This is a genomic window from Pseudomonas gingeri, assembly GCF_013386165.1.
GTDB classification, from domain to species: domain Bacteria; phylum Pseudomonadota; class Gammaproteobacteria; order Pseudomonadales; family Pseudomonadaceae; genus Aquipseudomonas; species Aquipseudomonas gingeri_C.
Genome location: NZ_JACAOS010000003.1, coordinates 1,086,239 through 1,111,726, shown reverse-complemented (window position 1 = coordinate 1,111,726; position 25,488 = coordinate 1,086,239). Strand labels below are relative to the sequence as shown.

At 63.1% G+C, this 25,488-nt stretch carries 21 protein-coding genes; 12 read left to right on the top strand and 9 right to left on the bottom strand.

Annotation, left to right across the window (positions count from 1 at the left end):
• Window positions 1-63 precede the first annotated feature (63 nt).
• Both gspE and gspF read left to right on the top strand, forming a co-directional pair.
• Window positions 64-1,482, top strand: a complete 1,419-nt coding sequence (gene gspE / locus HX866_RS09445) for a type II secretion system ATPase GspE (RefSeq protein ID WP_177098056.1) — start codon at window positions 64-66, stop codon at window positions 1,480-1,482.
• Entirely contained in the window at window positions 1,482-2,693 is a 1,212-nt protein-coding gene (gene gspF, locus HX866_RS09440) for a type II secretion system inner membrane protein GspF (protein ID WP_177098055.1), read from the top strand. Before gspE ends, gspF begins: the two co-directional genes overlap by 1 nt.
• Before the next feature lie 110 nt (window positions 2,694-2,803).
• Here gspF and HX866_RS09435 read toward each other — a convergent pair whose 3' ends face one another.
• Both HX866_RS09435 and HX866_RS09430 read right to left on the bottom strand, forming a co-directional pair.
• Window positions 2,804-5,902, bottom strand: coding sequence for an efflux RND transporter permease subunit (locus HX866_RS09435; protein ID WP_177139169.1), 3,099 nt, complete (start codon window positions 5,900-5,902; stop codon window positions 2,804-2,806).
• 2 nt (window positions 5,903-5,904) lie between these two features.
• On the bottom strand, window positions 5,905-7,062 hold the full coding sequence (locus tag HX866_RS09430) for an efflux RND transporter periplasmic adaptor subunit (RefSeq protein WP_177098053.1): 1,158 nt from the start codon (window positions 7,060-7,062) through the stop codon (window positions 5,905-5,907).
• Window positions 7,063-7,216: 154 nt separating this feature from the next.
• Between HX866_RS09430 and HX866_RS09425 the strand changes: the two genes are divergently transcribed.
• Entirely contained in the window at window positions 7,217-7,918 is a 702-nt protein-coding gene (locus HX866_RS09425; protein WP_177098052.1) for a response regulator transcription factor, read from the top strand.
• A gap of 4 nt (window positions 7,919-7,922) precedes the next feature.
• Window positions 7,923-9,224, top strand: coding sequence for an ATP-binding protein (locus tag HX866_RS09420; RefSeq protein WP_177139167.1), 1,302 nt, complete (start codon window positions 7,923-7,925; stop codon window positions 9,222-9,224).
• A gap of 15 nt (window positions 9,225-9,239) precedes the next feature.
• On the opposite strand, the gene rarD is transcribed toward HX866_RS09420, so the two are convergent.
• Genes rarD through HX866_RS09405 form a run of 3 tightly spaced genes read right to left on the bottom strand, consistent with a single transcriptional unit; the run spans window position 9,240 to window position 11,549 of the window.
• Window positions 9,240-10,118, bottom strand: coding sequence for an EamA family transporter RarD (gene rarD / locus HX866_RS09415; RefSeq protein WP_177101630.1), 879 nt, complete (start codon window positions 10,116-10,118; stop codon window positions 9,240-9,242).
• A 7-nt stretch (window positions 10,119-10,125) separates the two neighbouring features.
• A complete protein-coding gene (locus tag HX866_RS09410) occupies window positions 10,126-11,100 on the bottom strand; it encodes a class I SAM-dependent methyltransferase (RefSeq protein WP_177139165.1) in 975 nt (324 codons plus the stop codon).
• 47 nt (window positions 11,101-11,147) lie between these two features.
• Window positions 11,148-11,549 carry a RidA family protein gene (locus HX866_RS09405; RefSeq protein ID WP_177098048.1) on the bottom strand — a complete coding sequence of 134 codons (402 nt, stop codon included), beginning with the start codon at window positions 11,547-11,549 and terminating at the stop codon, window positions 11,148-11,150.
• Window positions 11,550-11,749: 200 nt separating this feature from the next.
• Between HX866_RS09405 and HX866_RS09400 the strand changes: the two genes are divergently transcribed.
• Genes HX866_RS09400 through HX866_RS09390 form a run of 3 tightly spaced genes read left to right on the top strand, consistent with a single transcriptional unit; the run spans window position 11,750 to window position 14,792 of the window.
• Complete coding sequence (locus HX866_RS09400) at window positions 11,750-13,069, top strand: MFS transporter (protein ID WP_177139163.1); 1,320 nt, start codon at window positions 11,750-11,752, stop codon at window positions 13,067-13,069.
• A gap of 26 nt (window positions 13,070-13,095) precedes the next feature.
• Window positions 13,096-13,848, top strand: coding sequence for a maleate cis-trans isomerase family protein (locus tag HX866_RS09395; protein WP_305729469.1), 753 nt, complete (start codon window positions 13,096-13,098; stop codon window positions 13,846-13,848).
• 59 nt (window positions 13,849-13,907) lie between these two features.
• Window positions 13,908-14,792 (top strand): LysR substrate-binding domain-containing protein, encoded by an 885-nt coding sequence (locus HX866_RS09390; protein ID WP_177139161.1) that lies wholly within the window; start codon window positions 13,908-13,910, stop codon window positions 14,790-14,792.
• 27 nt (window positions 14,793-14,819) lie between these two features.
• On the opposite strand, the gene HX866_RS09385 is transcribed toward HX866_RS09390, so the two are convergent.
• Window positions 14,820-16,259, bottom strand: a complete 1,440-nt coding sequence (locus tag HX866_RS09385) for a SulP family inorganic anion transporter (protein ID WP_177125368.1) — start codon at window positions 16,257-16,259, stop codon at window positions 14,820-14,822.
• An 82-nt stretch (window positions 16,260-16,341) separates the two neighbouring features.
• A complete protein-coding gene (locus HX866_RS09380; RefSeq protein WP_177098044.1) occupies window positions 16,342-17,208 on the bottom strand; it encodes a LysR substrate-binding domain-containing protein in 867 nt (288 codons plus the stop codon).
• Between the two features lie 110 nt (window positions 17,209-17,318).
• Between HX866_RS09380 and HX866_RS09375 the strand changes: the two genes are divergently transcribed.
• Together HX866_RS09375 and HX866_RS09370 are read left to right on the top strand one after the other, a co-directional pair.
• Window positions 17,319-17,693 carry a tautomerase family protein gene (locus tag HX866_RS09375; protein WP_177098043.1) on the top strand — a complete coding sequence of 125 codons (375 nt, stop codon included), beginning with the start codon at window positions 17,319-17,321 and terminating at the stop codon, window positions 17,691-17,693.
• Window positions 17,694-17,805: 112 nt separating this feature from the next.
• Entirely contained in the window at window positions 17,806-18,495 is a 690-nt protein-coding gene (locus tag HX866_RS09370) for a GNAT family N-acetyltransferase (RefSeq protein WP_177098042.1), read from the top strand.
• Between the two features lie 11 nt (window positions 18,496-18,506).
• On the opposite strand, the gene HX866_RS09365 is transcribed toward HX866_RS09370, so the two are convergent.
• Entirely contained in the window at window positions 18,507-19,358 is an 852-nt protein-coding gene (locus HX866_RS09365; RefSeq protein ID WP_177098041.1) for a CAP domain-containing protein, read from the bottom strand.
• Between the two features lie 409 nt (window positions 19,359-19,767).
• On the opposite strand from HX866_RS09365, the gene mqo reads away from it, so the two are divergent.
• On the top strand, window positions 19,768-21,414 hold the full coding sequence (gene mqo, locus HX866_RS09360; RefSeq protein WP_177098040.1) for a malate dehydrogenase (quinone): 1,647 nt from the start codon (window positions 19,768-19,770) through the stop codon (window positions 21,412-21,414).
• A gap of 123 nt (window positions 21,415-21,537) precedes the next feature.
• Here the strand turns inward: mqo and HX866_RS09355 are convergent, their stop codons facing one another.
• Window positions 21,538-22,464, bottom strand: coding sequence for a LysR family transcriptional regulator (locus tag HX866_RS09355; protein ID WP_177098039.1), 927 nt, complete (start codon window positions 22,462-22,464; stop codon window positions 21,538-21,540).
• A 156-nt stretch (window positions 22,465-22,620) separates the two neighbouring features.
• On the opposite strand from HX866_RS09355, the gene HX866_RS09350 reads away from it, so the two are divergent.
• Both HX866_RS09350 and HX866_RS09345 read left to right on the top strand, forming a co-directional pair.
• A complete protein-coding gene (locus HX866_RS09350) occupies window positions 22,621-23,475 on the top strand; it encodes a pirin family protein (RefSeq protein WP_177098038.1) in 855 nt (284 codons plus the stop codon).
• A 177-nt stretch (window positions 23,476-23,652) separates the two neighbouring features.
• Entirely contained in the window at window positions 23,653-25,458 is a 1,806-nt protein-coding gene (locus HX866_RS09345; protein WP_256344860.1) for a sensor domain-containing phosphodiesterase, read from the top strand.
• Window positions 25,459-25,488: the final 30 nt, after the last annotated feature.

Here is a 25,488-nt window from a genome sequence, read left to right as displayed (position 1 = left end):
TTACGACTGCTGCGCAGCCGAGCGCGGGCAAGCCCGCTCGCCACAATTACGGGTTCAGCCACAATGAGTGCGCTGCCTTATGCCTGGGCCAAGGCGCAGCGGGTCTTGCTGCGCGACGGCGAGGACGGTGCGGTATTGACCGCCTGCCCCTCAACCCCGGGCTGGGCCATCAGCGAAGTCCGTCGACAGTTCGGCCCGGCCCGCCTGGAGCAGGTCCGTGACGAAGAACTCGACGGTCTGCTCGCCAGCGCCTATGCCGACACCGGCAGCGCCGCCGCCGTGGTCGGCGCGGCGGAAAACGAGGTGGACCTCGACCGGCTGATGCAGGACATCCCGGAAATCACCGACCTGCTCGACACCCAGGACGGCGCCCCGGTGATCCGCATGATCAACGCCTTGCTGACCCAGGCCGCGCGGGACGAGGCCAGCGATATCCATATCGAACCCTTCGAAACCCATTCGGTGGTGCGCTACCGGGTCGACGGCACCCTGCGCGACGTGGTTTCGCCGCGCAAGGCCCTGCACGGCGCGCTGGTGTCGCGGATCAAGATCATGGCGCAGTTGGACATCGCCGAAAAACGCCTGCCCCAGGATGGTCGCATCGCCTTGCGCGTGGCCGGCCGGCCCATCGATATCCGCGTTTCCACCGTACCCACCGGCCATGGCGAACGGGTGGTGATGCGCCTGCTGGACAAGCAGGCCGGGCGCCTGCAATTGGAAACCCTGGGCATGGACGCCGACCTGCTGGCGCGACTCGATCACCTGATCCGCCAGCCCCACGGCATCGTGCTGGTCACCGGACCCACCGGCAGCGGCAAGACCACCAGCCTCTACGCGGCCCTGGCCCGGCTCGACGCCAGTACCAGCAATATCCTCACCGTCGAGGACCCAGTGGAGTACGACCTGCCGGGCATCAGCCAGATCCAGGTGAATGCCAAGATCGACATGACCTTTGCCCTGGCCTTGCGGGCAATACTGCGCCAGGACCCGGACATCATCATGATCGGTGAGATCCGCGACCTGGAAACCGCGCAGATTGCCGTGCAGGCCTCGCTCACCGGGCACCTGGTGCTGGCGACCCTGCACACCAACGATGCGGTGTCGGCGGTCAACCGCCTGATCGACATGGGCGTTGAGCCGTTCCTGCTGGCCTCGTCGATGCTCGGGGTGCTTGCCCAGCGCCTGGTCCGGCGCCTGTGCCAGCACTGTCGCCAGGAAGACCCGGCCGCGCCCGGTACCTGGCGGCCGCTGGGCTGCAGTGTCTGCAATCACACCGGCTACAGCGGCCGCACCGGTATCCACGAGTTGTTCTGCATCGACGATGATATCCGCAGCCTGATCCACCAGGGCGCCGGCGAACAGGCCTTGCGCCTGGCCGCGCGGGCGGCCGGCATGTTGAGCATGCGCGAGGACGGCGAGCGCTGGGTGCGCAGCGGCGCCACCGCGCCGGAAGAAATCCTTCGTGTGACACGGGACGCCTGATGAATCGCTATCGCTTCGAAGCCGCCGACGCCCTGGGCAAGATCGAAACCGGCCATCTGGAAGCCGACAGCCAGGGCGCGGCCATGGGCCTGCTGCGCAGTCGCGGGCTGACCGCCTTGCTGGTCCAGGCCGACGGCGTCCAGGGCGGGGCGAGCGCCAGCGGGATGTTCAGCGCCAAGCTCTCCGACAACGACCTGGCCTGGGCCACCCGGCAACTGGCGAGCCTGCTGGGCGCCAGCCTGCCCCTGGAAGCGGCGTTGAGTGCCACGGTGGAGCAGGCCGAGCGCAAGCATATTGCCCAGACCCTGAGCGCGGTGCGCGCCGATGTGCGCGGCGGCATGCGCCTGGCCGAAGCCCTGGCCAAGCGGCCACGGGATTTTCCCGATATCTACCGGGCGCTGATCGCGGCAGGCGAGGAGTCCGGCGACCTGGCCCAGGTGATGGAGCGGCTGGCCGACTACATCGAGGAGCGCAACAACCTGCGGGGCAAGATTCTTACCGCGTTCATCTACCCGGGCGTGGTCGGGCTGGTGTCGGTGGCCATTGTGATTTTCCTCCTCAGCTACGTGGTGCCCCAGGTGGTCAGCGCCTTTTCCCAGGCACGCCAGGACCTGCCGGGGCTGACGGTGGCGATGCTCAATGCCAGTGATTTCATTCGCGCCTGGGGCTGGTTGTGTTTTGGCGGGCTGGTGGCTGGGCTGTGGGGCTGGCGCTTGTATTTGCGCAATCCGGCGGCGCGCCTGGGTTGGCACAGCCGGATCCTGCGCCTGCCGCTGATCGGGCGGTTTGTGCTGGGGCTTAACACCGCGCGGTTTGCCTCGACCCTGGCGATTCTCGGCGGTGCCGGGGTGCCGTTGCTGCGGGCGCTGGAGGCTGCGCGGCAGACGGTCTCCAACGACCGCCTGAGCCTGAGTGTGACCGAGGCCACGGCGCGGGTGCGCGAAGGGGTCAACCTGGCGGCGGCGCTGAAGGTGGAGAAGGTGTTTCCGCCGGTACTGATCCATCTGATTGCCAGCGGCGAGAAGACCGGCTCGTTGCCGCCGATGCTGGAGCGGGCGGCGCAGACCTTGTCGCGGGATATCGAGCGGCGGGCCATGGGCATGACCGCGCTGCTCGAACCGCTGATGATCGTGGTGATGGGGGCGGTGGTGCTGTTGATCGTGATGGCGGTGTTGTTGCCGATCATCGAGATCAACCAGTTGGTGCAATAGTCTGGAGGACCGTGGCACCTGTATCGCGAGCAAGCTCGCTCCTACACAAATGTTGTGAACGACACAAATCCTGTAGGAGCGAGCTTGCTCGCGATGAACGATAACGCGGTCTACCGATCCTGACGCCGCCCCTTGGCCAACTTCATCACCACCACAAAAAATACCGGCACGAACACCACCGCCAGCGTCGCCGTGATCATCCCGCCGATCACCCCGGTGCCGATCGCCTGCTGGCTCGCCGAACTGGCACCGGTGGCAATCGCCAGCGGCACCACCCCGAGGATAAACGCCAGGGAGGTCATGATGATCGGGCGCAAGCGCAGCCGAGCCGCCTGCACCGTCGCGCCCAGCAAATCATGGCCCTCGTCGTACAGACTCTTGGCGAATTCGATGATCAGGATCGCGTTCTTCGCCGACAGGCCGATGATGGTGATCAGGCCGACCTTGAAGAACACGTCATTGGGCATCCCGCGCAAGGTCACCGCCAGCACCGCGCCGAGCACCCCGAGCGGCACCACCAGCAGCACCGAGGTCGGAATCGACCAGCTTTCATACAGCGCTGCCAGGCAGAGGAACACCACCAGCAGCGACAACCCCAGCAACGTGGTGGCCTGGGAACCGGACAAGCGCTCCTGCAAGGACAAACCGGTCCATTCCAGGCCGAGCCCGGCCGGCAGTTGCGTCACCAGCCGCTCCATTTCCGCCATGGCCTGTCCGGTGCTGTAACCGGCCTTGGGCTCGCCGGAAATGGCAATCGCCGGGTAGCCGTTGTAGCGGGTCAGTTGCGCCGGGCCCTGGGTCCATTTGGCCTGGACAAAGGCCGACAACGGCACCATGTTGCCGCTGCTGTTGCGCACATTGATCTTCAACAGGTCGGCCACCTGGCTGCGTTGGTCGCCTTCGGCCTGGATCACCACCCGTTGCATGCGTCCCTGGTTCGGGAAGTCGTTGACGTAGGACGAGCCCAGCGCAGTGGAGAGCAGGGCGCCGATATCGGCAAAGGACACCCCCAGTGCATTGGCCTGCTGCCGGTCAACTTCCAACTGCACCTGGGGCGCTTCGGCCAGGGCGCTTTCGCGGACGTTGGCCAGGATCGGGCTCTTTTCCGCCGCCGCCAGCAACTGGCTGCGGGCGTTCATCAGCGCCTCATGGCCGACGCCGCCACGGTCCTGCAGGCGGAACTCGAAACCGCTGGAGGTGCCGAGACCGTCGACTGGCGGCGGCAGAATGGCGTAGGCCACGGCGTCCTTGATATCGCCGAGGGCCAGGTTGGCGCGGTCGGCGATGGCTTGGGCCGAGTCCTTGGCACCGCGCAGCGACCAGTCCTTCAGGGTGGTGAAGGCCAGGGCGGCGTTCTGGCCACTGCCGGAGAAACTGAAACCGAGGATCATGGTGGTGTCGCCGACACCCGGTTCCGTGGCGTTATGGGCTTCGATCTGTTCCACCACCTTGATCGTGCGGTTCTGGCTCGCTCCCGGCGGCAGTTGGATATCGGTGATGGTGTAGCCCTGGTCTTCCACCGGCAGGAAGGACGCCGGCAGGCGCATGAAGCACAGCCCCAGCACCACCAGCAGCAGACCGTAGACCAGCAGGTAGCGACCACTGCGTTTCAGTGCATAGACCACCCAGCTTTCATAGCGGTTGCTCAACTGCTCGAAACGCCGGTTGAAGGCACCGAAGAAACCGCCTTTGGCATGATGCTCGCCCTGGGCAATCGGTTTGAGCAGGGTGGCGCACAGCGCCGGGGTCAGGGTCAGGGCGAGGAAGGCCGAGAACAGGATCGAGGTCGCCATGGACAACGAGAACTGCTGGTAGATCACCCCCACCGAGCCTTGCATGAAAGCCATGGGAATAAACACCGCCACCAGTACCAGGGTAATCCCGATGATCGCGCCGCTGATCTGGCCCATGGCCTTGCGGGTGGCATCGCGTGGTGAAAGCCCCTCGTTGGCCATGATCCGTTCGACGTTCTCCACCACCACAATGGCGTCGTCCACCAGGATGCCGATGGCCAGCACCATGCCGAACATGGTCAGTACGTTGATCGAGAAGCCCAGGGCGAGCATGGTGGCGAAAGTCCCCATCAGCGCCACGGGGACCACCAGGGTCGGGATCAGGGTGTAGCGGATGTTCTGTAGGAACAGGAACATCACCGCGAACACCAGCAACATGGCTTCACCCAGGGTGTAGATCACCTTGGTGATCGAGACCTTGACGAAGGGCGAAGTGTCGTAGGGAATCTTGTATTCGACCCCGGCCGGGAAGTAGCGCGACAACTCATCGAGCTTGGCCCGCACCAGGGTGGCGGTGTGCAGGGCATTGGCGCCGGGGCTCAACTGGACGCTGAAGGCGGTGGATGGCTTGCCGTTCAGGCGGGTGCCGTACTGGTAGTCCTGGCTGCCGATTTCCACCCGGGCGACATCACCGATGCGCACGCTGGAACCGTCGGGATTGGCCCGCAGGACGATATCGGCGAACTCCTTGGGCGTGCTCAACTGGCCCTTGACCAGCACCGCCGCGTTGATTTCCTGGGTCGGTCGCGCCGGCAGGTCGCCGATGCTGCCCGCCGAGATCTGGGCGTTCTGCCCGGCCACGGCGGCGCTGACGTCCGCTGGCGTGAGGTTGAAACCGACCAGCTTCTGCGGGTCGATCCAGATCCGCATGGCCCGTTCGGCGCCATACAGCTGGGCTTTGCCGACCCCGTCGAGGCGCTTGATCTCGTTCATCACGTTGCGCGCCAGGTAATCGCTGAGGGCGCTTTCGTCATGCTTGCCGTCACTGGAGGTGAGGGTGGCGAGCAGCAGGAAGCCGGCGGACACCTTTTCCACCTGCAGGCCTTGCTGGGTCACGGCGGCGGGCAGGCGTGGCTCCACTGCTTTCAGACGGTTCTGCACGTCGACCTGGGCCATGGCCGGATCGGTGCCCGGTTGGAACGTGGCGGTGATGGTTGCACTGCCCAGGCTGCTCTGGGATTCGAAATACAGCAGGTGATCGGCGCCATTGAGCTCCTGCTCGATCAGGCTGACCACGCCTTCATCCACGGTCTGCGCCGAGGCACCGGGGTAGACGGCGGAGATTTCCACCTTGGGCGGCGCGACGTTGGGGTACTGCGCCACCGGCAACTGCGGGATGGCCAGGGCGCCGGCCAGCAGGATGAACAAGGCGACCACCCAGGCGAACACCGGCCGGTCGATAAAGAAATGCGGCATGCTCACTGTCCTTTGGACTGGGCGAGGGGAAGAGGGCTGTCGTCGACCTGGACCTTCTCGCCGACTCGGGCGTGTTGCAGGCCCTCGACGACGATGCGCTCGCCGGCCTTGAGGCCATCGCTGACGATCCAGCGATCGTTCTGCACCGCCCCCAGTTGCACCGGCTGCTGGCTGATCCGTTGATCGGCGTCCACCAGCAGCACCTGGGCGATCCCGGCGCTGTCACGCTGGATGGCCCGTTGCGGCACGGTGATGGCTTCGCGGTTGACCGCCTGTTCGACGCGCACCCGGACAAAACTGCCGGGCAACAGGTCGAGGTCCGGGTTGGGGAATTCGCTACGCAGGATCACCTGGCCGGTGCCGGGGTCGACGCTGATATCGGTGAACAGCAACTTGCCCGGCAATGGGTAGGCACTGCCGTCATCCTGGATCAGCGTGGCCTTGGCCTGGTTCTGTCCGACCTGCTGCAATTGCCCGGCACGCAGGGCGCGGCGCAGGTCATTCAGTTCGCGGGTCGACTGGGTCAGGTCGGCGTGGATCGGATTCAACTGCTGGATCAGCGCCAGGGCGGTGGTTTCGTTCTGTCCGACCAGGGCGCCTTCGGTGACCAGGGCGCGACCGATGCGTCCGGAAATCGGCGCGGTGACCGTCGCGTAGCCGAGGTTGAGTCGGGCCCGCTGTACTGCCGCCTTGTTGGCGGCGACGTCGGCGGCGCTCTGGCGCGCGGCGGCTTCGGCGTTGTCGTAGTCCTGGCGGCTGACCGCCTGGCTTTCCACCAGGTCGCGGTAGCGCTGGTGTTGCAGGCGGGTCTGGAAGGCGTTGGCCTCGGCTTTTTGCAGGCTGGCAACGGCACTGTCGAGGTCGGCCTTGAACGGCGCCGGGTCGATGCGGAACAACACGTCGCCCTGTTTCACGTCGCTGCCTTCGCGAAAGACCTGTTTTAGCACCACGCCGGCCACTCGGGCGCGGACTTCGGCAATACGCGGCGCGGCGATACGCCCGCTCAGCTCGCTGTTGATCGACAGGCTCTGGCTCTTCAGGACCTCGACCCGAACCTTGGGCGGGGGCGGCGTGTCCGCGGCTTTCGGGGATTTGTCACAGGCGCTCAGGGCCAGCGCCAGGGCTGACAGGCAAAGCGGGGCAAACAGCTTTTTCAACATAACAGAGTCCCAATAATGGCCCCCGCATGCTAAGGGCCGTGGTCACGCGGTGCTGTGAAGCTATGTAGGGCGTTGGTGAAAAAGTGTGAAGCTTATGCTCTCAGGGGGGCACAGGCGTATATCCTTCACGGTTTTCCGCTTCGTAAATTTACCTATGCCTAACATTCTGCTGGTCGAAGACGACAGCGCCCTCAGTGAATTGATCGCCAGCTACCTGGAGCGCAACGGCTACCAGGTCAACGTGCTGGCCCGTGGCGACCTGGTGCGCGAGCGGGCGAAACAGAACCCGCCGGACCTGGTGATCCTCGACCTGATGCTGCCGGGCCTCGACGGCCTGCAGGTGTGCCGCCTGCTGCGCACCGATTCGGCGACACTGCCGATCCTGATGCTTACCGCCCGCGACGATAGTCACGACCAGGTGCTGGGCCTGGAGATGGGCGCCGATGACTATGTGACCAAGCCTTGCGAGCCACGGGTATTGCTGGCCCGGGTACGGACCCTGCTGCGCCGTAGCAGCCTGACCGATCCGCAGGTGGCCAGCGACCGGATCCTGATGGGCAACCTGTGCATCGACCTGTCGGAACGCACCGTGACCTGGCGTGAGCAACCGGTGGAGCTGTCCAGCGGCGAGTACAACCTGCTGGTGGTGCTGGCCCGACATGCCGGCGAAGTGCTCAGTCGCGACCAGATTCTCCAGCGTCTGCGTGGCATCGAGTTCAACGGCACCGACCGTTCGGTGGACGTGGCGATTTCCAAGTTGCGCCGCAAGTTCGACGACCATGCCGGCGAGGCGCGCAAGATCAAGACCGTCTGGGGCAAGGGTTACCTGTTCAGTCGCTCCGAGTGGGAGTACTGAGGGGATGCTCAAGAGCCTGGTGCGCCTGTACCTGATCACCATCATTACTTTCAGTGCGGCCATCTATCTGGTGCCGGAGCTGGTCATCGGGATCTTTCATGAGCGCTTCATGCGCTACAACACCGACCAGTCCCGGGGCTTGCGCAGTCTGTTGACCGAACAGTTTCGCGAGGTACCCAAGGATCAATGGCCAGCACTGACCCAGCGCCTGGACCAGCGTTTCGCGCCGTTTCAGATCACCCAGGTGCGGGTCGATGACGGGATGTTCAGCGCGCTTGAACAGCAGCGCCTGCGCGCTGGCGAGGAGGTGATCCACCTGGGTGAGTGGGGCTCGTGGAGCCTGGCGGTGTCGCCGTTGGACGAGCAATGGGCAGTGGCGTTGCGGGTGCCGCCTGATTCGCTGGACATGAACGTGCCCTATTGGAGCATGAACGTGCTGATCGTCGCGGCACTGCTGGCCTGCCTGCTGTTCTGGTTGCGACCGCATTGGCGTGACCTGGAGCGTCTCAAGCAGACCGCCCGGCGTCTGGGCCAGGGGCAGTTGAGTGAACGCACGAACATCTCGCCACGGTCGAATATCGGTGAGCTGGCAGCGGTGTTCGACACCATGGCCGACGATATCGAAAGCTTGCTCAACCAGCAGCGTGATCTGCTCAACGCGGTGTCCCACGAGCTGCGTACGCCCTTGACCCGCCTGGATTTCGGCCTGGCCCTGGCCTTGTCGGAGGAACTGCCGCCGGCGCCCCGCGAACGACTGCAAGGGTTGGTGGCGCATATCCGTGAGCTGGACGAACTGGTGCTGGAGTTGCTGTCCTACAGCCGTTTGCAGAACCCGGCCCACTTGCCGGAACGGGTCATGGTGTCGCTGGACGAGTTCGTCGACAGTATTCTCGGCAGTTTCGATGAGGAGCTGGAGGCCCCGGACACGGTGCTGGATGTGTTGATGCACGGTTCGCTGGATCGCTTTGCGCTGGACCCGCGCCTGACCGCGCGGGCGGTACAAAACCTGTTGCGCAACGCCATGCGTTATTGCGAGCGGCGGATTCAGATTGGCGTCAGGGTCAACCCGGAAGGCTGCGAGTTGTGGGTCGATGACGATGGCATCGGCATTCCGGAAGCGGATCGGGAGCGGATTTTCGAACCGTTCTACCGCCTGGACCGCAGTCGCGATCGCGCCACCGGCGGTTTTGGCCTGGGCCTGGCCATCAGCCGGCGGGCGCTGGAGGCCCAGGGCGGCACCCTGACCGCCGAGCAGTCGCCGCTGGGCGGGGCGCGTTTCCGCTTGTGGCTGCCGACGACCGGCTGAAGGCGCTTCGGGGGTTCAGCGACGCTGCTTCAGCAAGCGCTTTACCCCCTCCAGTACCAACACCGCCACCGCCAGCCAGATCGGCAGGTAGGTCAGCCATTCGCCCGGTCCGATGCTTTCCCCCAGCAACAGGGCAACGATTACCAGCAGCACGGGCTCGACATAGCCCAGCAGGCCGAACAGTCCGAAGGCCAGCATCCGGCTCGCCAACAAATAGCAGATCAGCGCAGCGGCACTGATCACCCCCAGCAGGGGAATCAGTCCATACAGCGCCGGCCGTTGGCTGACCACGGCAAAACCCTGCTCACCGTGCTGGACGAACCACCAGGCCATTGGCAGCAACAAGACCATTTCGAGCCAAAGGCCGCCGAGGTTGTCGGTGCGGTTGCGGCGACGCAGCACGAAGTAGATCGGATAAACCACGGCAACCAGCAGGGTGGTCCAGGAAAAGCTGCCGACCCGATACAACTCGTTGAGCACGCCACAGAGGGCGAGCAGGGCGGCAACGGTCTGCAGGCGCGACAGGCGTTCGCCGTAGACGATACGCCCGGTGAGCACCATGGTCAGGGGCAGGAGAAAATAACCGAGGGACACGTCCAGGCTGTGCCCGTTGAGCGGCGCCCAGAGGAACACCCACAGCTGGGAGCCGAGCATGGCCGACGACAACAGCAACTTGATCGGCAACCACGGCTCCCGGCGTATCCGGGCGAGGATCGTGGGAACCAGCTTCCAGTCTCCGGACACCAGCATGAACACTGTCATGCAGGGTGCGGTCAGGAGCATTCGCCAACCAAAGATATCCTCACCGTTGAGGGGGGCGAGCAGAGATGTATAGAAATACATGACGGCGAACAGGCAGGACGCCGTCACTGATAAAGCAATACCTCGGGACACAACAGCCTCACGAAACGCTGGGTTCGATTTTTTCCGGCAGGATAGCACCCTGCTTGAACAGCAAGGCTTTCAATCCGCTTTCGACGTCGATATCGGGAAATTCCGGCGGATTGTCCAGGCGCCGTTCAAACACCAGCCCCGGCGCTTCGCGGGTGACACCGTCGATCAGGAAGTCCGAGCCCACGGCCGGATCGTTCATGCAGGCGAGGACCAGGCCGTCGGCGCTGAGCAGCTCCGGCAGGCGGCGCAATACGCGCTGGTAGTCCTTGCTCAGCAGGAAACTGCCTTTCTGGAAAGACGGCGGGTCGATGATCACCAGGTCAAAAGGACCGCTGCTGATGACCTTGCCCCAGGACTTGAACAGGTCGTGGCCGAGAAAGCCGACCTTGCCCAGGTCGTGGCCGTTCAATCGATGGTTGTCGCGTCCACGGCTCAGGGCTGCACGGGACATGTCGAGGTTGAGCACATGGGCGGCTCCGCCGGCGATCGCCGCCACGGAAAACCCGCAGGTGTAGGCGAACAGATTGAGCACCCGCTTGCCCTGGGCATTGGCCCGCACCCAGTCGCGGCCGTAGCGCATATCGAGAAACAGGCCGTTGTTCTGTTTTTTGCCCAGGTCGACCTGATAACGCAGGCCGCCTTCAGTGATCACCGACTCCTCAATGGTTTCGCCCACCAGCCATTCGGCGGGGCTGAGGGGCAGGTAGCGATGGTGCAGGAGCAGGGTGTGGGCGCCGCTGGCCAGCCAGGTGGGCGACTGGCTGATTTCGCCCAGCAGATCCTTGAGGGCTTGCAACGGCTCGGGCTCCGGCTCCTTGAACAGCGACACCAGCACCACGCCCTGCAGCCAGTCGACGGTCAGTTGCTCCAGCCCTGGCCAGCAACGACCGCGGCCGTGGAACAGGCGCCGGGTTTCCGCGGGTGCGGTCGCCAGGGCCGTCAGCAGGTGAGTGTGGAGGATAGACAGGGCGTCGGGGTTCATCAGGGGGTGCCAGCAGGGAAAGGGCCGGCATTTTAACCACATCCGCGTCAGGTCGCTGCGGGTTGTACCGCCACGCACTTGATTTCCACCAACAGCCCGGGGCGGGCCAGTTCGCTGACGCCGACGCAGGTCCAGGCGCACAGGCCCTGGGGGAACAGCTGGTTCTTGACCTCGCGGAACACCGCCATGTGCTGGGACATGTGCACGTGATAGGTGGTCATCTCGACCACGTCATCGAAGCTGCAACCGCCGGCTGCCAGTACCAGGCGCAGGTTCTCCCAGGCCGCCGCGAACTGTTGGGCGGGATCCTCGATGACTTCCAGCTCCGGCGTGCGGCCCACCTGGCCGGCACAGTAAAGCGTGGCGCCGACCTTCACGGCGGGTGCATAACCCGCGCGTTCGGCCAGCAGGGCCATTGACTCGGGAAGGATGATTTCACGGTCTTGCATGCTGTGCTCCGCAGTAAAGAGAAGAGCGGCCGAGGGTAGCAGTTGCCATCGCCATCCGCGATGGCAGGCTCGCCAATGCCTGATATACGGCGCCAGGAGCCGCTACTAACATCGGTTTCATATGAACAGTCGCCCACCGATCAGCACGCTGGCTTGGGCTCTGTCGAAAAATAATAAGTCGAGTTTCCTGAGGATCCTCCATGAAAAACCTGGCTTCCACGGTCACAGCCGGTGCCGCTCCGGTAGACAGCAGCGCTGAACTCAGCGGTTCCCAGCGTTATGCCACCTTGGGGGGCTCCTGGGCCGCCTGGTTGTTTGATGCGCTGGATGCGACGGTCTTCGGGTTTGTGCTGCTGGCCATTGCCAAGACCTTCTCGGTGGGCCTGAACGACGTCGTCTCCACCGTCGCCTGGTTTCTGCTGGCGACCGGTATCGGCGGGTTTTTCCTGGGCAATATCTCCGACAAGATCGGCCGCAAGAAAACCATGATGCTGTCGGTGTTCGTCTATGGCAGCGGTACCTTGCTCTGCGGTTATGCCGACAGTCTCTGGGAACTCAATCTGTTCCGCTTCTGCGTCGGCATCGCCGTCGGCGGCCTGTGGTCCGCGGCCGCGGCGCTGGTCTCGGAAATCTGGCCGCCGGCCGGGCGCGCCAAGGCCTTTGCGGTGATGCAGACCGGCTGGTCGGGCGGCGGCCTGCTGGCGGCGATTTTCGCCTGGAGTTTCCTCGACGCCAGCAACCCCGAGTCCTGGCGCAAGTTGTTCATCTATGCCTCGATTCCGGCCTATTTCACCCTGGTGTTCATCTGGCTGTTCGTCAAGGAATCGCCGGTCTGGCTGGCCAACCGCGAGTTTATGCGGCGTAACGCCGACAAGGGCCGGCTGACGGAGATCTTTCGCCCGCAGTACCTGAGGATGACCCTGCTGGGCCTGAGCATTTCGGTGCTGGGCATGTATGGCTACTGGATCATCACCACCTTCATGCCGGCTTACCTGCAGAACATCCTCAATGTGCGTATCGATCAGGCGCCGGTGTTTGTCATCTGGATCGGCATCGGCGCGACCCTTGGTTATCTGGCCTACGGCTACCTGGCCGAAAGCATCGGCCGTCGCCTGTCATTCGCGATCTTCTTCGCCGGCATGGCGATCATGGTGCCGGTGTTCGCCTACTCGGCGACCCTGATGCCCTTGACCGACGGCAAGCTGCTGTTCACCACCGGTAATGTGATCACCCTGGGTTCGCTGGCGGCGCTGCTGGGTTTCTTCACCGGCTATTTCAGTGGCTTCGGCGCCTGGTACTCGGAACTTTTTCCCACCAGCATCCGTTCCACCGCGTCGGGCTTCTGCTTCAACTTCGGGCGGGTCGGCGCCATTGCCGGCATCAAGCTGGTGCCAGTGCTGATTCCGCTGATTGGCTTCACCGCCACCATTTCTCTCGCTTCTGTTTCCTATGCCATCGCCGCGGTCATGGTGTTCACGCTGCAGGAAACCAAAGGCGTTCAACTCACCAGCGGCAACTGATCCGCACCCTTGAAGAGAACAGATCCATGAAAAACTTCCGAATCGGCCAGATTGTTCCCAGCTCCAACACCACCATGGAAACCGAGATTCCGGCGATGTTGACCTCGCGCTACTCGCTGTTTCCAGAGGAACACTTCACCTTCCACTCTTCGCGGATGCGCATGATGCATGTCAGCCCCGAAGAGCTGAAAAAGATGGATGTCGACAGTGATCGCTGTGCCCTGGAGCTCAGTGATGCGCGGGTCGATGTCATGGCCTACGCCTGCCTGGTGGCGATCATGTGCCAGGGCGCCGGGTATCACAAAGTGTCCCAGGAACGCCTGGGCAAGACCGTCGCCGGCAACCACTCGAACGCCCCGGTGCTGAGTTCCGCCGGCGCACTGATCGACAGCCTGAACCTGCTGGAATACAAAAAAGTCTCGATCATCACCCCGTACATGAAGCCCCTGACCCAGCAGGTCATCGACTACATCGAGGCGGCCGGGATCGAAGTGGTCGACTCCATCAGCCTGGAAGTCTCCGATAACCTGGCGGTCGGTCGCCTGGACCCGATGAACCTGGTGGCCCACGCCGACAAGCTGAATATCGGCCAGGCCGACGGCGTGGTGCTGTCGTGCTGCGTGCAGATGCCTTCGTTGCCGGCGATCCAGATCGTCCAGGATCGCCTCGACAAGCCGGTGCTGTCGGCGTCGGTGGCGACGGTCTACCAGATGCTCAAAAGCCTCGGTCTCAAGGCCCAGGTGCCGAACGCCGGCCATCTGTTGTCCGGAGCATTCTGAGTCGGCAGCGGACGGGGTACTATGTTCGCCACTCAGGCCTGCATGCCCCGGTACCGCCCATGAAGCTCGACCCCGTCTCCCTGCGCCTCTTTGTCAGTGTCATCGAAGAGGGCACCATTGCCGCCGCCGCCAAGCGCGAACATATCGCCGCGGCGGCAGTGAGCAAGCGGCTCAGTGAGTTGGAAGAGCTGCTCGAGTCGAAGCTGCTCAATCGCACCAACAAAGGCATCACGCCGACCGATGCCGGCCTGTCGTTGCTGTTCATGGCTCGCAGCGCGCTGAACAACCTCAATGAAATCGTCGTGCAGATGCGCGATTACTCCCATGGCCGGCGCGGCTCGGTGCATGTTCTGGCGAATATCTCGGCGATTACCCAGTTCATGCCGGGGCTGGTCAAGTCGTTCATGACCGCGTACCCGCTGATCAATATCAGCCTGGAAGAACAGCAGAGCCTGGCGATTACCAAGGCGGTGGCGGAAAACCGTGCCGAAATCGGCATTTTCACCCGCTTGCCCCATGGTGCCGATATCGAAGTGTTCCCATTTCGCAGCGACCGGCTGGTGTTGCTGGTGCCCGAGGATCATCCGCTGGCGGCGCAAGACTCAGTCAGCTTCGGCGATACCCTGGACTATGAGTGCGTGGCGCTGCGCAGCGGCACCCATCTCAATTTCCAGTTGATCAAGGCCGCCAACGATCTGGGGCGTTCGCTGAAAATCCGCATGGAAGTCTCCAGCTACGATGCGCTCTGCCTGATGGTGCAGGCCGGCGTGGGCATCGGCATCATGCCGCAGGGCAGCGTGGGGATCTACAACCTGAGCGGGACCCGGGTGGTCAGGCTCGACGAAACCTGGGCGTGCCGTGAACTCAGCGTCTGCGTGAGGTCACGTGAGGGACTGTCGGTGGCGGCGGGGTTGTTTCTCGAACATCTGCTCGAAGGGCGCTGAGGTTCTGCGCCCTTCGAGGTGCGTTTATCAATGGGCGCCGGCGCGCTTGAGCAGGCGTTTGCAGCGCTCGGACAAGTGGAACACCTGCAGGTGCTTGCCGGCCTTTTCGTAGCGCTCGCGCAGAGTTTTCAAGGCGGCGATGGCCGAGTAGTCGACGAAGTTCAGGTGACGGCAGTCGAGGGTCACCAGGGCCGGATCGTTGGCCGGGTCGAACTGGTTGAGAAAAGGTGCCGTCGAGGCAAAGAACAACGTGCCGTGCAGGCGGTAGAGCTTGCTGCCGTCGGCCTCCAGATGGCTGTCGGCATAGAGTTCCCGGGCCTGCTGCCAGGCGAAGTTGAGCGCGGCGATGACAATGCCGCAGAGCACGGCGGTGGCCAGGTCGGTGAACACCGTGATGCTGGTCACCGCGATGATCACCAGCACGTCATTGAGCGGCACCTTGTTGAGTACTCGCAGCGAGGCCCAGGCGAAGGTCTGCTGCGCGACCACGAACATGACCCCGACCAGGGCGGCCAGGGGGATGCGTTCGATAAAGGGTGAGAGGAACAGGATAAACAGCAGGATCATCACCCCGGCAACCACCCCGGACAGCCGGCCGCGACCGCCGGAGCTGAGGTTGATTACGGTCTGGCCGATCATCGCGCAACCGCCCATGCCGCCGAACAGGCCGGAAACCATGTTGGCCACGCCCAGTGCCGCGCATTCGCGGTCGGGGTAGCCGCGACTTTCGGTGATCTCGTCGGTGAGGTTCAGGGTCAGCAGGGTTTCCAGCAGGCCGACCATGGCCATCAGAAAGGCGTAGGGCGCGACGATCCGCAAGGTGTCCAGGTTCCACGGCAATTGCGGCAGGGCCAGCACGGGCAGGCCGCCGGCAATATGGGCCATATCCCCCAGGGTGCGGGTCGGCAGGTCGAGCAGGTACACCGCCAGGCCGACGCCGAGGATTGCCACCAGCGCCGGCGGTACGCTGCGGGTCAGGCGCGGTAACAGGTAGACGATCGCCATGGTCAGGACCACCAACCCACTCATCAGGTACAGCGGCGTGCCGCTCAGCCAGGTTTCGCCGCTCTTGAAGTGTTCCAGTTGGGCCAGGGCGATGATGATCGCCAGGCCGTTGACGAAACCGAGCATCACCGGGTGCGGCACCATGCGCACCAGCTTGCCCAGGCGCAGCAGGCCGAAGGCAAGCATGATCAGGCCGCCGAGCAGGACGGTGGCGAGCAGGTATTGCACGCCGTGTTGCACCACCAGGGCGACGATCACCACGGCCATTGACCCGGCGGCGCCGGAGATCATGCCCGGGCGCCCGCCCAACAACGCGGTCAGGGTGCAGATGATAAAGGCGCCGTACAGGCCCATCAGCGGGTTGAGGTGGGCGACCAGGGCGAAGGCGATGCATTCGGGCAGCAGGGCGAAGGCGGTGGTCAGTCCGGCCAGGGCGTCGGCGCGCAGGCGTTGGGGTTTCATGGCGTACCTGAAAGACGAGCCGGCCGAGCCGGCGGCGAAAAGAAGGGGGCGGATAGTACGCAATTGAAGGCGTGGCGGCCAGTTAGCGCAGTTCGGCGAGGCTCGCCTGGATCAACTCGGACAGTTGCCGGACCGCCGCCGTCGGCGCGGCTACAGCCTGATGCAGCACATAACCGAGCATCGGCAGCGGCGGCAGGCTTTCAATCACCATAAGCTGAGGCGGGAGGCCGATGCGGGTGCGCAAGGTGATGCCGAGTCCGGCCGAGACGGCGGCCCAGATGCCACTGACGCTCGGACTGGTCAGCGCCACTCGCCAGGGGATGCGCGCCTGGTCCAGGGTTTGGGTGGCGAGGCTGCGCAAGATGCAGGGGGCGTCGAACACCACCAATGGCAACGGCGTGTCGTCGCTCCGGGAGGGCATTGGCAGCTCGCGCGGGCCGATCCAGTGCATCGGGGTTTCACCCAGGCGCGTGGCGTGAGGCGTGCTTGCGGCGGTTTCCCAGGCCAGCGCCAGGTCCAGGCGACCCTGCTCGATCATCGACAACAGCTCGGCATTACGAATAATGCTGACCTCCAGGCTGACCCCCGGGTGGACTCTGGAAAAGCGCCGCAGCACGTCGCTGAGCAGGTGTTCGGCGAAATCGTCCTGCAAACCGATGCGCACCGTGCCTTCGATGCGCGCGCCCTGCAAATGGCTGAAAATCTCGTCATTGAGCTCCAGCAAACGCCGGGCGTGGCTGAGCAGGGACTCGCCCGTCGGTGACAGCCGCAAACCGCGGCCTGACTTCAGCAGCACCGCGCTGCCGACCTGGCTTTCGAGTTTCTTCAGTTGGGCGCTGACCGCCGAGGTCGAGCGGCCAAGGCGCTCGGCGGCCTTGGCAAAGCTGCCGAGTTCGACGCCGGCGACAAAGGTGCGCAGTACATCAAGGTCGAAGGTGGGGTGACGCATAGGGAATCATCCACTTATTCGGGATTATGGGTTCTGTCTAATCTGATATTCGGAACTATCGTCGCTGGTTAACCTGCTTCCGTCAAATCCACGGTTTTGTTGGAGGTTGTATGCCTTTCGCCCGTATTTCCCTGCATCGGGGCAAGTCTGCCGAGTACCTTCGTCAGTTGTCCGAGGTCCTGCATGAGGCCTTGGTGGAGTGTTTCGAAGTGCCGCCCACTGATCGTTTCCAGGTTATTCATCAGCATGAGCGGGGTGAGCTGATCTTTGATCGCGACTACCTGGGCGGACCTCGCAGCGATGACTTCGTGTTGATCGCGATTACGGCGGGACGCGTCCGTGATACCGATACGAAACAGCGTTTTTATCGGCGCTTGGTGGAGCGCCTGAGGGTGGCGCCGGGGATTGATCCGGAGGATGTGATGGTGGTGATCACCACGACCCAGGCGGATGAGTGGTCGTTTGCGGGCGGGCGGGGTAATTGATCGGTGACCTGGCGTTGCTCAACCGCCCGACCTGGGCCAGACGGGGTATCATGTCCGGCCCTTTGCTGCTGACTGCCGAGGGCATGCCTCAACCCTCGGAGCCCGATGTTCGATGTTCACGATCACCTTGTTTGAAACCCCACCCCCGGAGTCGATCCACAGCCAGGTCCAGCAGATGGTTGTCGATTACGTCACCGATGTCAGCCAGGTGGCCATCGCGCCGAGCAACCCGCTCTACAACCTGTATCAGTACGGCGTTGGTTATGAAGTGCATCTCTATATGCAGGCGATGGACGGCTCCAAGGGCCTGGCCGTCGAATTGATCGTCGCCACCGATGCACAGGATGCCGAGAAGGTCGTGGGTTTCCTGCTGTGTCTGCCGGTCAAGGATGATGCGCAGGCCTGCTCAGTGGCTTATATGGCGGTACGCGAAGGCTATCGGCGCCAAGGTGTTGCGCGGGAGATGCTGCAGCGGATGCTCGAACGCTACCCTCATGCCGAGCTGGCTTGCGTCGTCGGCAAGGTGCCGGTGTTCGAGGCCTTGGGTTTCCAGGTGCTGGGCGCCCGTGGGCCGCAGGTATTGATGAACACCCGCGATCACGGCACCGACGGCCTGGTGGCGGTGCTGGATATTGCACCCATCTATCGCTCCCTCGAGGTGCGACAGATTCATGCCTATCTGCTGCAACAACACGGCAAGCGGGCGATGACCGATGCCGAGAAACAACGTGACCGCCAACTCGACCAGATGACCCGCCACGTCAGGGCTTTTGTCCTGGAACGGCTGGGTGAAGCGGGCTAATCCCCGGCTATTTACGGGGTGCCGAACATCGCGGTCCAGTAGATCCCCGAATCACTCTTCGGATCCACCACATAGGCCGCGCCCAGCTCGCGGAACCGGGGATTCATCAGGTTGGCGCAGTGGCCGGGGCTGGCCAGCCAGCCGTCGACCACCTTGCGCACGGTGTCTTGCCCGGCGGCGATATTCTCGCCGATCAGCTGGCCGTTGTAGCCCGCCAGCTCAGCCCGATCACCGGGCATGAGCCCGTCGCGGTCCTTGTGGTCGAAGAAGTTGTTGTTGGCCATGTTCCGGCTGTGGCTTTCAGCCGCGCTGGCCAGCACGGCGTTCCAGGCCAGGGGCGTGGTCGCGGCAAACGCCTGGCCAGCGCATTGATGGGCTTGCGTGCGGACGCTGTTGATCTGCTCAAGCAGCTTCTGGCCTTCGGCCTGCCAGTCACCGAGGCGCGCGCTCAGCAGCGGCCGCGCCAGCACGATGCGCCACTCGCGTCCTTCACGGTTGACGCCGATATCGACGAACTGCGGGTTCAGCACCACCTGGCAGAAACTTTCCTGCACCGCTTGCATCGCCGCCGCCGCGTCGCGTGGCCCCGACAGGCTGATCGCCTGGACGGTGACCATCGGATAGGCCTTGGCGCTCAACGCCTGTTGCAAGTCGCCAGGGCTGTCGATGGGCAGCACCAGGCGTGGGTCGGCGGCCAGGGGTGGCAGTTCCAGCGATGCCTGGCTCCCGCAGCGCTGCACCTGGTTGCGGTAGTGGTTGATCGAGTCGACCAGTTGCACCTGATCGGTGGAGGCAGCACTGGCCGCGAAAACCGGGCCCAGCGTCAATGTGGCCAGACCGATAAGCGATGGTATGAAACGCATGGGCATCTCCCTGGAACGGACTGCTCCCATGATGCCGGATTTCCTACGGCAGGAGCACTTGAACGACAGTCAGCTTATCCTACAATCTTGGTAGGTTTTTTCGGTGTAAAGGCGAGTCGTTTTCATCAAGTCACGTAGCTGAGGTATTATGTCGCAGCACGGAAGCGTCTAGCGTGCCTATCCGAGGTGACCGGACGTCGAAGGAGTCGAGAAAAAAGCCTGACGGGCTGGGTTGAATGGGCTGACCCATTCTGCTTATTGGCCGGGTCCGATCAAAGGCAAACAAAACAAGTGTCACCCAACGTAGCTGAAGCCAATGACTAATAAAAAGTCAGCGCAGGAGGGACATGAACGTGAGGCCGGTGGTTTTCATGGGCCTTGTATGTCTACCTATCCTAGGTATTACCGAATGTTGAAGAAACTGAACACAGCGCTGCTGGGGCTGGCAGTGTCGATGGGCGCGATGTCTGTACACGCGGCCGAGACCAAAAAAGTCGATGTGCTGCTCATCGGCGGGGGCATCATGAGTTCGACCCTGGGGATCTGGCTCAACGAGTTGCAGCCGGACTGGTCGATGGAAATGGTCGAGCGCCTCGATGGCGTCGCCGAAGAAAGCTCCAATGGCTGGAACAACGCCGGTACCGGTCACTCGGCCCTGGCCGAGTCGAACTACACCCCGTACGACAAGAACGGCAAGATCGATATCTCCAAGGCGATCGAGATCAACGAGTCGTTCCAGATCACCCGCCAGTTCCTCTCCTGGCAGGTCCGTCAGGGCGTGCTGAAGAACCCGCACTCGTTCATCAACTCGACGCCGCACATGAGCTTCATGTGGGGTGACGACAACGTCAAGTTCCTCAAGGATCGCTACGCGGCGCTGCAGACCAGCCCGCTGTTCAGCGGCATGCAGTACACCGAAGATCAGGAACAGATCAAGAAGTGGGTCCCGCTGATGATGGAAGGGCGTGATCCGAAGCAGAAGATCGCGGCCACCTGGACCCCAATCGGTACCGACGTGAACTTCGGCGAGATCACCCGCCAGTACGTCGCTCACCTGCAAGCCCAGCCGAACTTCACGCTGAAGTTGTCCAGTGAAGTCGAGGACATCAAGCGCAATGAAGATGGCACCTGGCGTGTCACCTACAAGAACCTGAAAGACGGCAGCGAAACCGCAGCCGACGCCAAGTTCGTGTTTATCGGTGCTGGTGGCGGTGCGCTGCACCTGCTGCAGAAATCCGGTATCCCTGAAGCCAACGACTATGCCGCCTTCCCGGTAGGCGGTTCGTTCCTGGTCACCGATAACCAGGACATTGCCCTCAAGCATATGGCCAAGGCCTACGGTATTGCTTCGACCGGCGCGCCACCCATGTCGGTTCCGCACCTGGACACCCGTGTCCTGGACGGCAAGCGCGTAATCCTGTTTGGCCCATTCGCGACCTTCTCCACCAAGTTCCTGAAGAACGGTTCGTACTTTGACCTGCTGACCAGCACCACCACCCACAACGTCTGGCCGATGACCCGCGTCGGGATCGAGCAGTACCCACTGGTCGAGTACCTGGCCGGTCAGTTGATGATGTCGGATGACGACCGCTTCAACGCGCTGAAAGAGTACTTCCCTGAAGCGAAGAAAGAAGACTGGCGCCTGTGGCAAGCCGGTCAGCGCGTGCAGATCATCAAGCGTGACGAAGAGAAGGGCGGCGTCCTGAAACTCGGCACCGAGGTGGTCACCGCCAAGGACAACAGCATCGCCGGCCTGCTGGGCGCATCGCCGGGTGCTTCCACCGCCGCGCCGATCATGCTGACCATTCTGGAACGGGTCTTCAAGGACCAGGTCGCGACGCCTGCCTGGCAGGAAAAGCTGCACCAGATCGTGCCAAGCTACGGCACCAAGCTGAACGGCAGTCCTGAAGCGGTCCAGAAAGAGTGGAACTACACCGCTGAAATCCTGCAACTGACCAAGCCTCCGGTGATCGGTCAGACCGCCGCTGCACCTGCAGCACCTGCGGGCGACAAGCCAAAAGCTGAAGGCACTCCAGCGGCTGACATGGCGCTGTAAAACCTGGCCTCGCTTCGGCGGGGCTCAGTGAACCGAAGAACACCCATTGCCCGCTCTTGCGACCGGTCAGTGGGTGTTTTTTTATGCCTGCGAAAATTCGGCCACGGCTGGCTTGATGCCCGGTTACTCAGGGTCGAGGACGGGCTTGGGCCATCCATCCGGGCCATGGAGCTTGTCCATGAACGTTTCGATAAACGTCGACACCGCCAGTGGCAATTGACGCCGGCTCGGGTAGAGCACGTTCATGCCCTGGCTCTTGCGTTGGTAATCGGGCAGCACCGGCACCAGCGAACCGGCCTGGACGTCGAGGCGGGCCATGGTCGGTGGCAACAGGACGATGCCCAGGCCCGCGAGGGCGGCCTTGCGCAACGATTGGGCGGTGTTGGCGCTGAAACGGCCGCTGACCTGTACTTCTTCTTCGCCGCCAGCGGTATTGCTCAGACGCCAGGTGGTGTGGCCGCTGGGGTGTGGAGCGCTGATGCAGTCGTGTTGAACCAGCTCCTGCAACGTCAGCGGCGTGCCACGCGCCGCGAGATAGGCGGGGCTGGCCACCAGGCCGTCGCTGCGCGGCCCCAGCAGTTGGCGCCCGACAAACGCCGAATCGCGCAGGGGGCCTGCGCGAAAGGCCACATCAATCTGTTCGGCGATCAGGTCGGCCTTGGCATCGCTGAGGACGAAGTCGACTTTGACCTGCGGGTAACGGGCGAGAAATTCTGCGACCCAGTCCATGGGGAAAAATTCGAAGAAGTCGGCCGTTGCCGCCACGCGCACCAGGCCGCTGGGAACCTGGCTGCCACCTTGCAGATCATGGCTGGCGTCGAGCAGGCCGTCGACGGCCCCGGCACAACGGTTATGGAACGCATGACCGGCGCCGGTCAGCGTCAGTTTGCGGGTGGAGCGTTGCATCAACCGCGTGCCGAGCCGGTCTTCGAGCTGCTGGATACGTCGGCTCAGGGTATTGGCCGGTACGCCCAGGCGCCGGGCCGCCTCTGCAAAACTACCGTAGCGCACCACCTGGACGAACATGGCGATTTCATTCAGGTCGAGCATGCTTGAATTACTCGTATAAATGGATGAGTAAAATCCAATTATGCCATCTAGTCCAGTAATAACGGGCGTTCCATACTGCGTCCCACGTGACCCGGGACCGCGTCTGTGTTGATTGCCCTGCCGGGATTTATCCGATCATTTTTCAGGAGCATTCCCATGACGGTCAGCACCGCCAATGCCCGCGCCCCGAAGCCGCGCGCGATTATTCACCGAACCCATGGCAGCAGCCATGGGTCGATTACCCGTCTGGTGAGCCCCGGCGACCTGGGCGAGTGGCTCAAGCCGTTCGTCTTTCTCGACCGCTTCCAGGCTCGGGCCGGCCAGCCGGGGTTCGGTATGCACCCGCATTCCGGCATCGCCACCTTGAGCTATTTGAGCGAAGGCTCATTTTTCTATGAGGACAGCACCGGTAAGCAAGGCAGCCTGCTGGCCGGCGGGGTCGAGTGGATGCAGGCGGGTAACGGTGTCTGGCATACCGGCTCAATCGCCCCCGAGGTCAAGCACGTGCGCGGTTTTCAGCTCTGGGTGGCATTACCGGCGGCCGCTGAGAATGCTCCGGCCCTCAGCCAATACCTGGCTCCGACACAGGTGCCGCAGGAAGGACCGGCGCGGGTGCTGTTGGGGCGTTATGGCGCGGCCCAAAGCCTGATTGCCGCTCCCGCGCCGATGAACTACCTGGCCGTGCGCTTGAAAGACGGTGAGCGTTGGACCTACACGCCACCGGCCGGTCACACCGTCGGTTGGCTGGCGGTGGATATCGGCGAGCTTCATGCCGGAGCCGCCGGTAAGCCGCTGGGTGAAGGTGAATTGGCGATCTTCGAGGAGGGCGAGGAGGCGATCGAGTTGGTGGCCCGGGGTGAAACCCTCTTTGTGCTCGGCTCCGCGCGCAAGCATCCCCACGAACTGGTGCTGGGCAACTACTCGGTGCATAGTAGCGCCACGGCACTGGCCCAGGGCGAGGCCGAGATCTTGCGGATTGGCCGACGTTTGCGCGAAGAAGGTCGCCTGTAACCCTGTAGGAGTGGTCGGTCGATGCGCGATTGTCGGCTCCTGCAAGCTTCGTGAGCGTTCTGTCAGACGCCGGTCTTATATATCTGGATATTATTCGGTGCCCGCGTAATGATTAGCGGCAAAAGGCCATCTACCCATGGCCGGCGGAATGAATCTGATTGACGACAACGGGTGCGGATGAAAAAACTCACGACAGTTGAGCAGATGTTGTTACGTGATCGCGAAGAAGAGGAGCGGCTGGCCGCCCTGCATGCCTTCGATCTGATGGACGTGGCCCGCGAAGAGGGTTTCGAGCGGATCTGCCGGTTGGTCGCCTCGCGCTTTAAGGCGCCGGTGGCGATTGTCAGCCTGATCGACCAGGATCGTCAGTGGTTCCTGGCCACTACTGGTTTTTCCGGTCAGGACGCACCGGAGCTGGAACTGTCGTTCTGTGCTCATACCATCCGTCAAAACGGCGTCTTTGTGGTCGACAACGCCTGTCTGGACCCGCGCTTTGCCGATTTTCCCCTGGTCAAGGGCAGCGATGCCCTGACGTTTTATGCCGGTGCGCCCTTGCGCACCGACGGCGGCTACGCCATTGGCAGCGTCTGTATCCTCGATACGGTTTCCCACAGCCTGACCCCGGACGACCACGCGGCCCTGGAAGATTTCGCCGCGCTGATCATGCAACTGATCGAGCGCCAGCACCTGCTCAAGCGTGTGGACGCGGTCAGCGGCTTGTCCAACCGCACGCAATTCCTCTCCGATCTGCAGGGCTTGATCCAGACCGGCGAAACGCGCAAGCGGGTGCTGGTGACGGTCGATGCCCTGGACACCGATTGGGCCCATCGCCTGACGGTGGCGGAGGGCATGTTGCCCTTTGAAGCGGTCCTGCGGGATATGGCCTCGCGGATCCAGGCATTTATCGGCACCGGGATCAAGATCTATCACGTGATGGTCAAGGGCTTTGCCTTCACCATGCAGATGGACGCCAACGAAGCGCGGGGCTTTTTACCGCGGCTGGTGGATTGGCTGCGTCGGGCGCCCATCAGTGAAAATCTGCCGATGGTGCCTACGGTCTGTGCCGGGCTGCTGGAGTTCGAGGGCGGCGCGGAAACGGCTCGGGAGCTGTTGCGCAAGGCCCTGTTCGCCCTGGAGAGCGCTCGCCAGAAAGCCCAGCCTTACGCCTATTACAACCATCAGGACGATGTGGCTTTTCGCCGCCTGTTCAGCCTGCTGCCGGATATCACGCCGGCCTTGAAGTCCAACGACGTGTTCCTGGTCTATCAGCCGCGCTTCTCCTTGAGCGATGGTGGGCATGTCAGTGCCGAGGCACTGATTCGCTGGAATCATCGGCTGCATGGCTTTATCTCGCCAGCGGAGTTCATTCCGATTGTCGAGAAGAGCTCGCTGATCCATTCGGTGACGGATTGGGTGATCGAGCGGGTCGTGATGCTGATCGCCAGCACGGGTTATGCCCAGGACAAGAAAATATCCCTGAACCTGTCATCCCGGGATTTTTACGGGCGCAATGTGGCCGATGTGATTGCCCAGTGCTGTGTGGCTCAGGGGGTCGATCCGGCGATGCTTGAAGTTGAAATCACCGAGGGCGAGTGGCTGCGCTCCAGCGCCGGGGTGATCGAGCAGCTTCAGCAGTTGAGAAACATGGGCGTTGATGTGGCCATCGACGACTTCGGCACCGGCTACAGCAACTTCTCTTATCTGCACAAGATCCCGGCCAATATCCTCAAGCTCGACCAGTCGATGATTTTCGACCTGGAGCACAGCGCCCAGCATCAGCGGGTGGCCAAGTCGATCATCGGCGTGGCTCGCGACCTGGGCTATCGCACGGTGGCCGAGGGGGTGGAAAGCTTCGGCTGCCTGGAAATACTCAAGCACTTCGGTTGTGACGAAGCGCAAGGCTACTTTCTTTCCAGGCCGGTGGAAGAGGCCCGTTATTTCCAGCAGGCGGCCCTGGATCGTTTTCCCCTGCAGACGGGCTGAAGCCCTATCTAGGAGCTGGCTTGCCAGCGA

Excerpts from the sequence above, each read along its gene's own strand:
- HX866_RS09390 (WP_177139161.1), top strand. The coding sequence starts at position 13,908 with ATGAAGCTCGACCCCGTCTCCCTGCGCCTCTTTGTCAGTGTCATCGAA.
- HX866_RS09430 (WP_177098053.1), bottom strand. The coding sequence starts at position 7,062 with ATGTTGAAAAAGCTGTTTGCCCCGCTTTGCCTGTCAGCCCTGGCGCTG.
- HX866_RS09380 (WP_177098044.1), bottom strand. The coding sequence starts at position 17,208 with ATGCGTCACCCCACCTTCGACCTTGATGTACTGCGCACCTTTGTCGCC.
- HX866_RS09355 (WP_177098039.1), bottom strand. The coding sequence starts at position 22,464 with ATGCTCGACCTGAATGAAATCGCCATGTTCGTCCAGGTGGTGCGCTAC.
- mqo (WP_177098040.1), top strand. The coding sequence starts at position 19,768 with ATGTTGAAGAAACTGAACACAGCGCTGCTGGGGCTGGCAGTGTCGATG.
- HX866_RS09350 (WP_177098038.1), top strand. The coding sequence starts at position 22,621 with ATGACGGTCAGCACCGCCAATGCCCGCGCCCCGAAGCCGCGCGCGATT.
- HX866_RS09395 (WP_305729469.1), top strand. The coding sequence starts at position 13,096 with ATGAAAAACTTCCGAATCGGCCAGATTGTTCCCAGCTCCAACACCACC.
- gspE (WP_177098056.1), top strand. The coding sequence starts at position 64 with ATGAGTGCGCTGCCTTATGCCTGGGCCAAGGCGCAGCGGGTCTTGCTG.
- HX866_RS09420 (WP_177139167.1), top strand. The coding sequence starts at position 7,923 with ATGCTCAAGAGCCTGGTGCGCCTGTACCTGATCACCATCATTACTTTC.
- HX866_RS09345 (WP_256344860.1), top strand. The coding sequence starts at position 23,653 with ATGAAAAAACTCACGACAGTTGAGCAGATGTTGTTACGTGATCGCGAA.
- HX866_RS09410 (WP_177139165.1), bottom strand. The coding sequence starts at position 11,100 with ATGAACCCCGACGCCCTGTCTATCCTCCACACTCACCTGCTGACGGCC.
- HX866_RS09435 (WP_177139169.1), bottom strand. The coding sequence starts at position 5,902 with ATGCCGCATTTCTTTATCGACCGGCCGGTGTTCGCCTGGGTGGTCGCC.
- HX866_RS09405 (WP_177098048.1), bottom strand. The coding sequence starts at position 11,549 with ATGCAAGACCGTGAAATCATCCTTCCCGAGTCAATGGCCCTGCTGGCC.
- HX866_RS09425 (WP_177098052.1), top strand. The coding sequence starts at position 7,217 with ATGCCTAACATTCTGCTGGTCGAAGACGACAGCGCCCTCAGTGAATTG.
- HX866_RS09370 (WP_177098042.1), top strand. The coding sequence starts at position 17,806 with ATGTTCACGATCACCTTGTTTGAAACCCCACCCCCGGAGTCGATCCAC.
- HX866_RS09400 (WP_177139163.1), top strand. The coding sequence starts at position 11,750 with ATGAAAAACCTGGCTTCCACGGTCACAGCCGGTGCCGCTCCGGTAGAC.
- HX866_RS09385 (WP_177125368.1), bottom strand. The coding sequence starts at position 16,259 with ATGAAACCCCAACGCCTGCGCGCCGACGCCCTGGCCGGACTGACCACC.
- HX866_RS09375 (WP_177098043.1), top strand. The coding sequence starts at position 17,319 with ATGCCTTTCGCCCGTATTTCCCTGCATCGGGGCAAGTCTGCCGAGTAC.
- HX866_RS09365 (WP_177098041.1), bottom strand. The coding sequence starts at position 19,358 with ATGCGTTTCATACCATCGCTTATCGGTCTGGCCACATTGACGCTGGGC.
- gspF (WP_177098055.1), top strand. The coding sequence starts at position 1,482 with ATGAATCGCTATCGCTTCGAAGCCGCCGACGCCCTGGGCAAGATCGAA.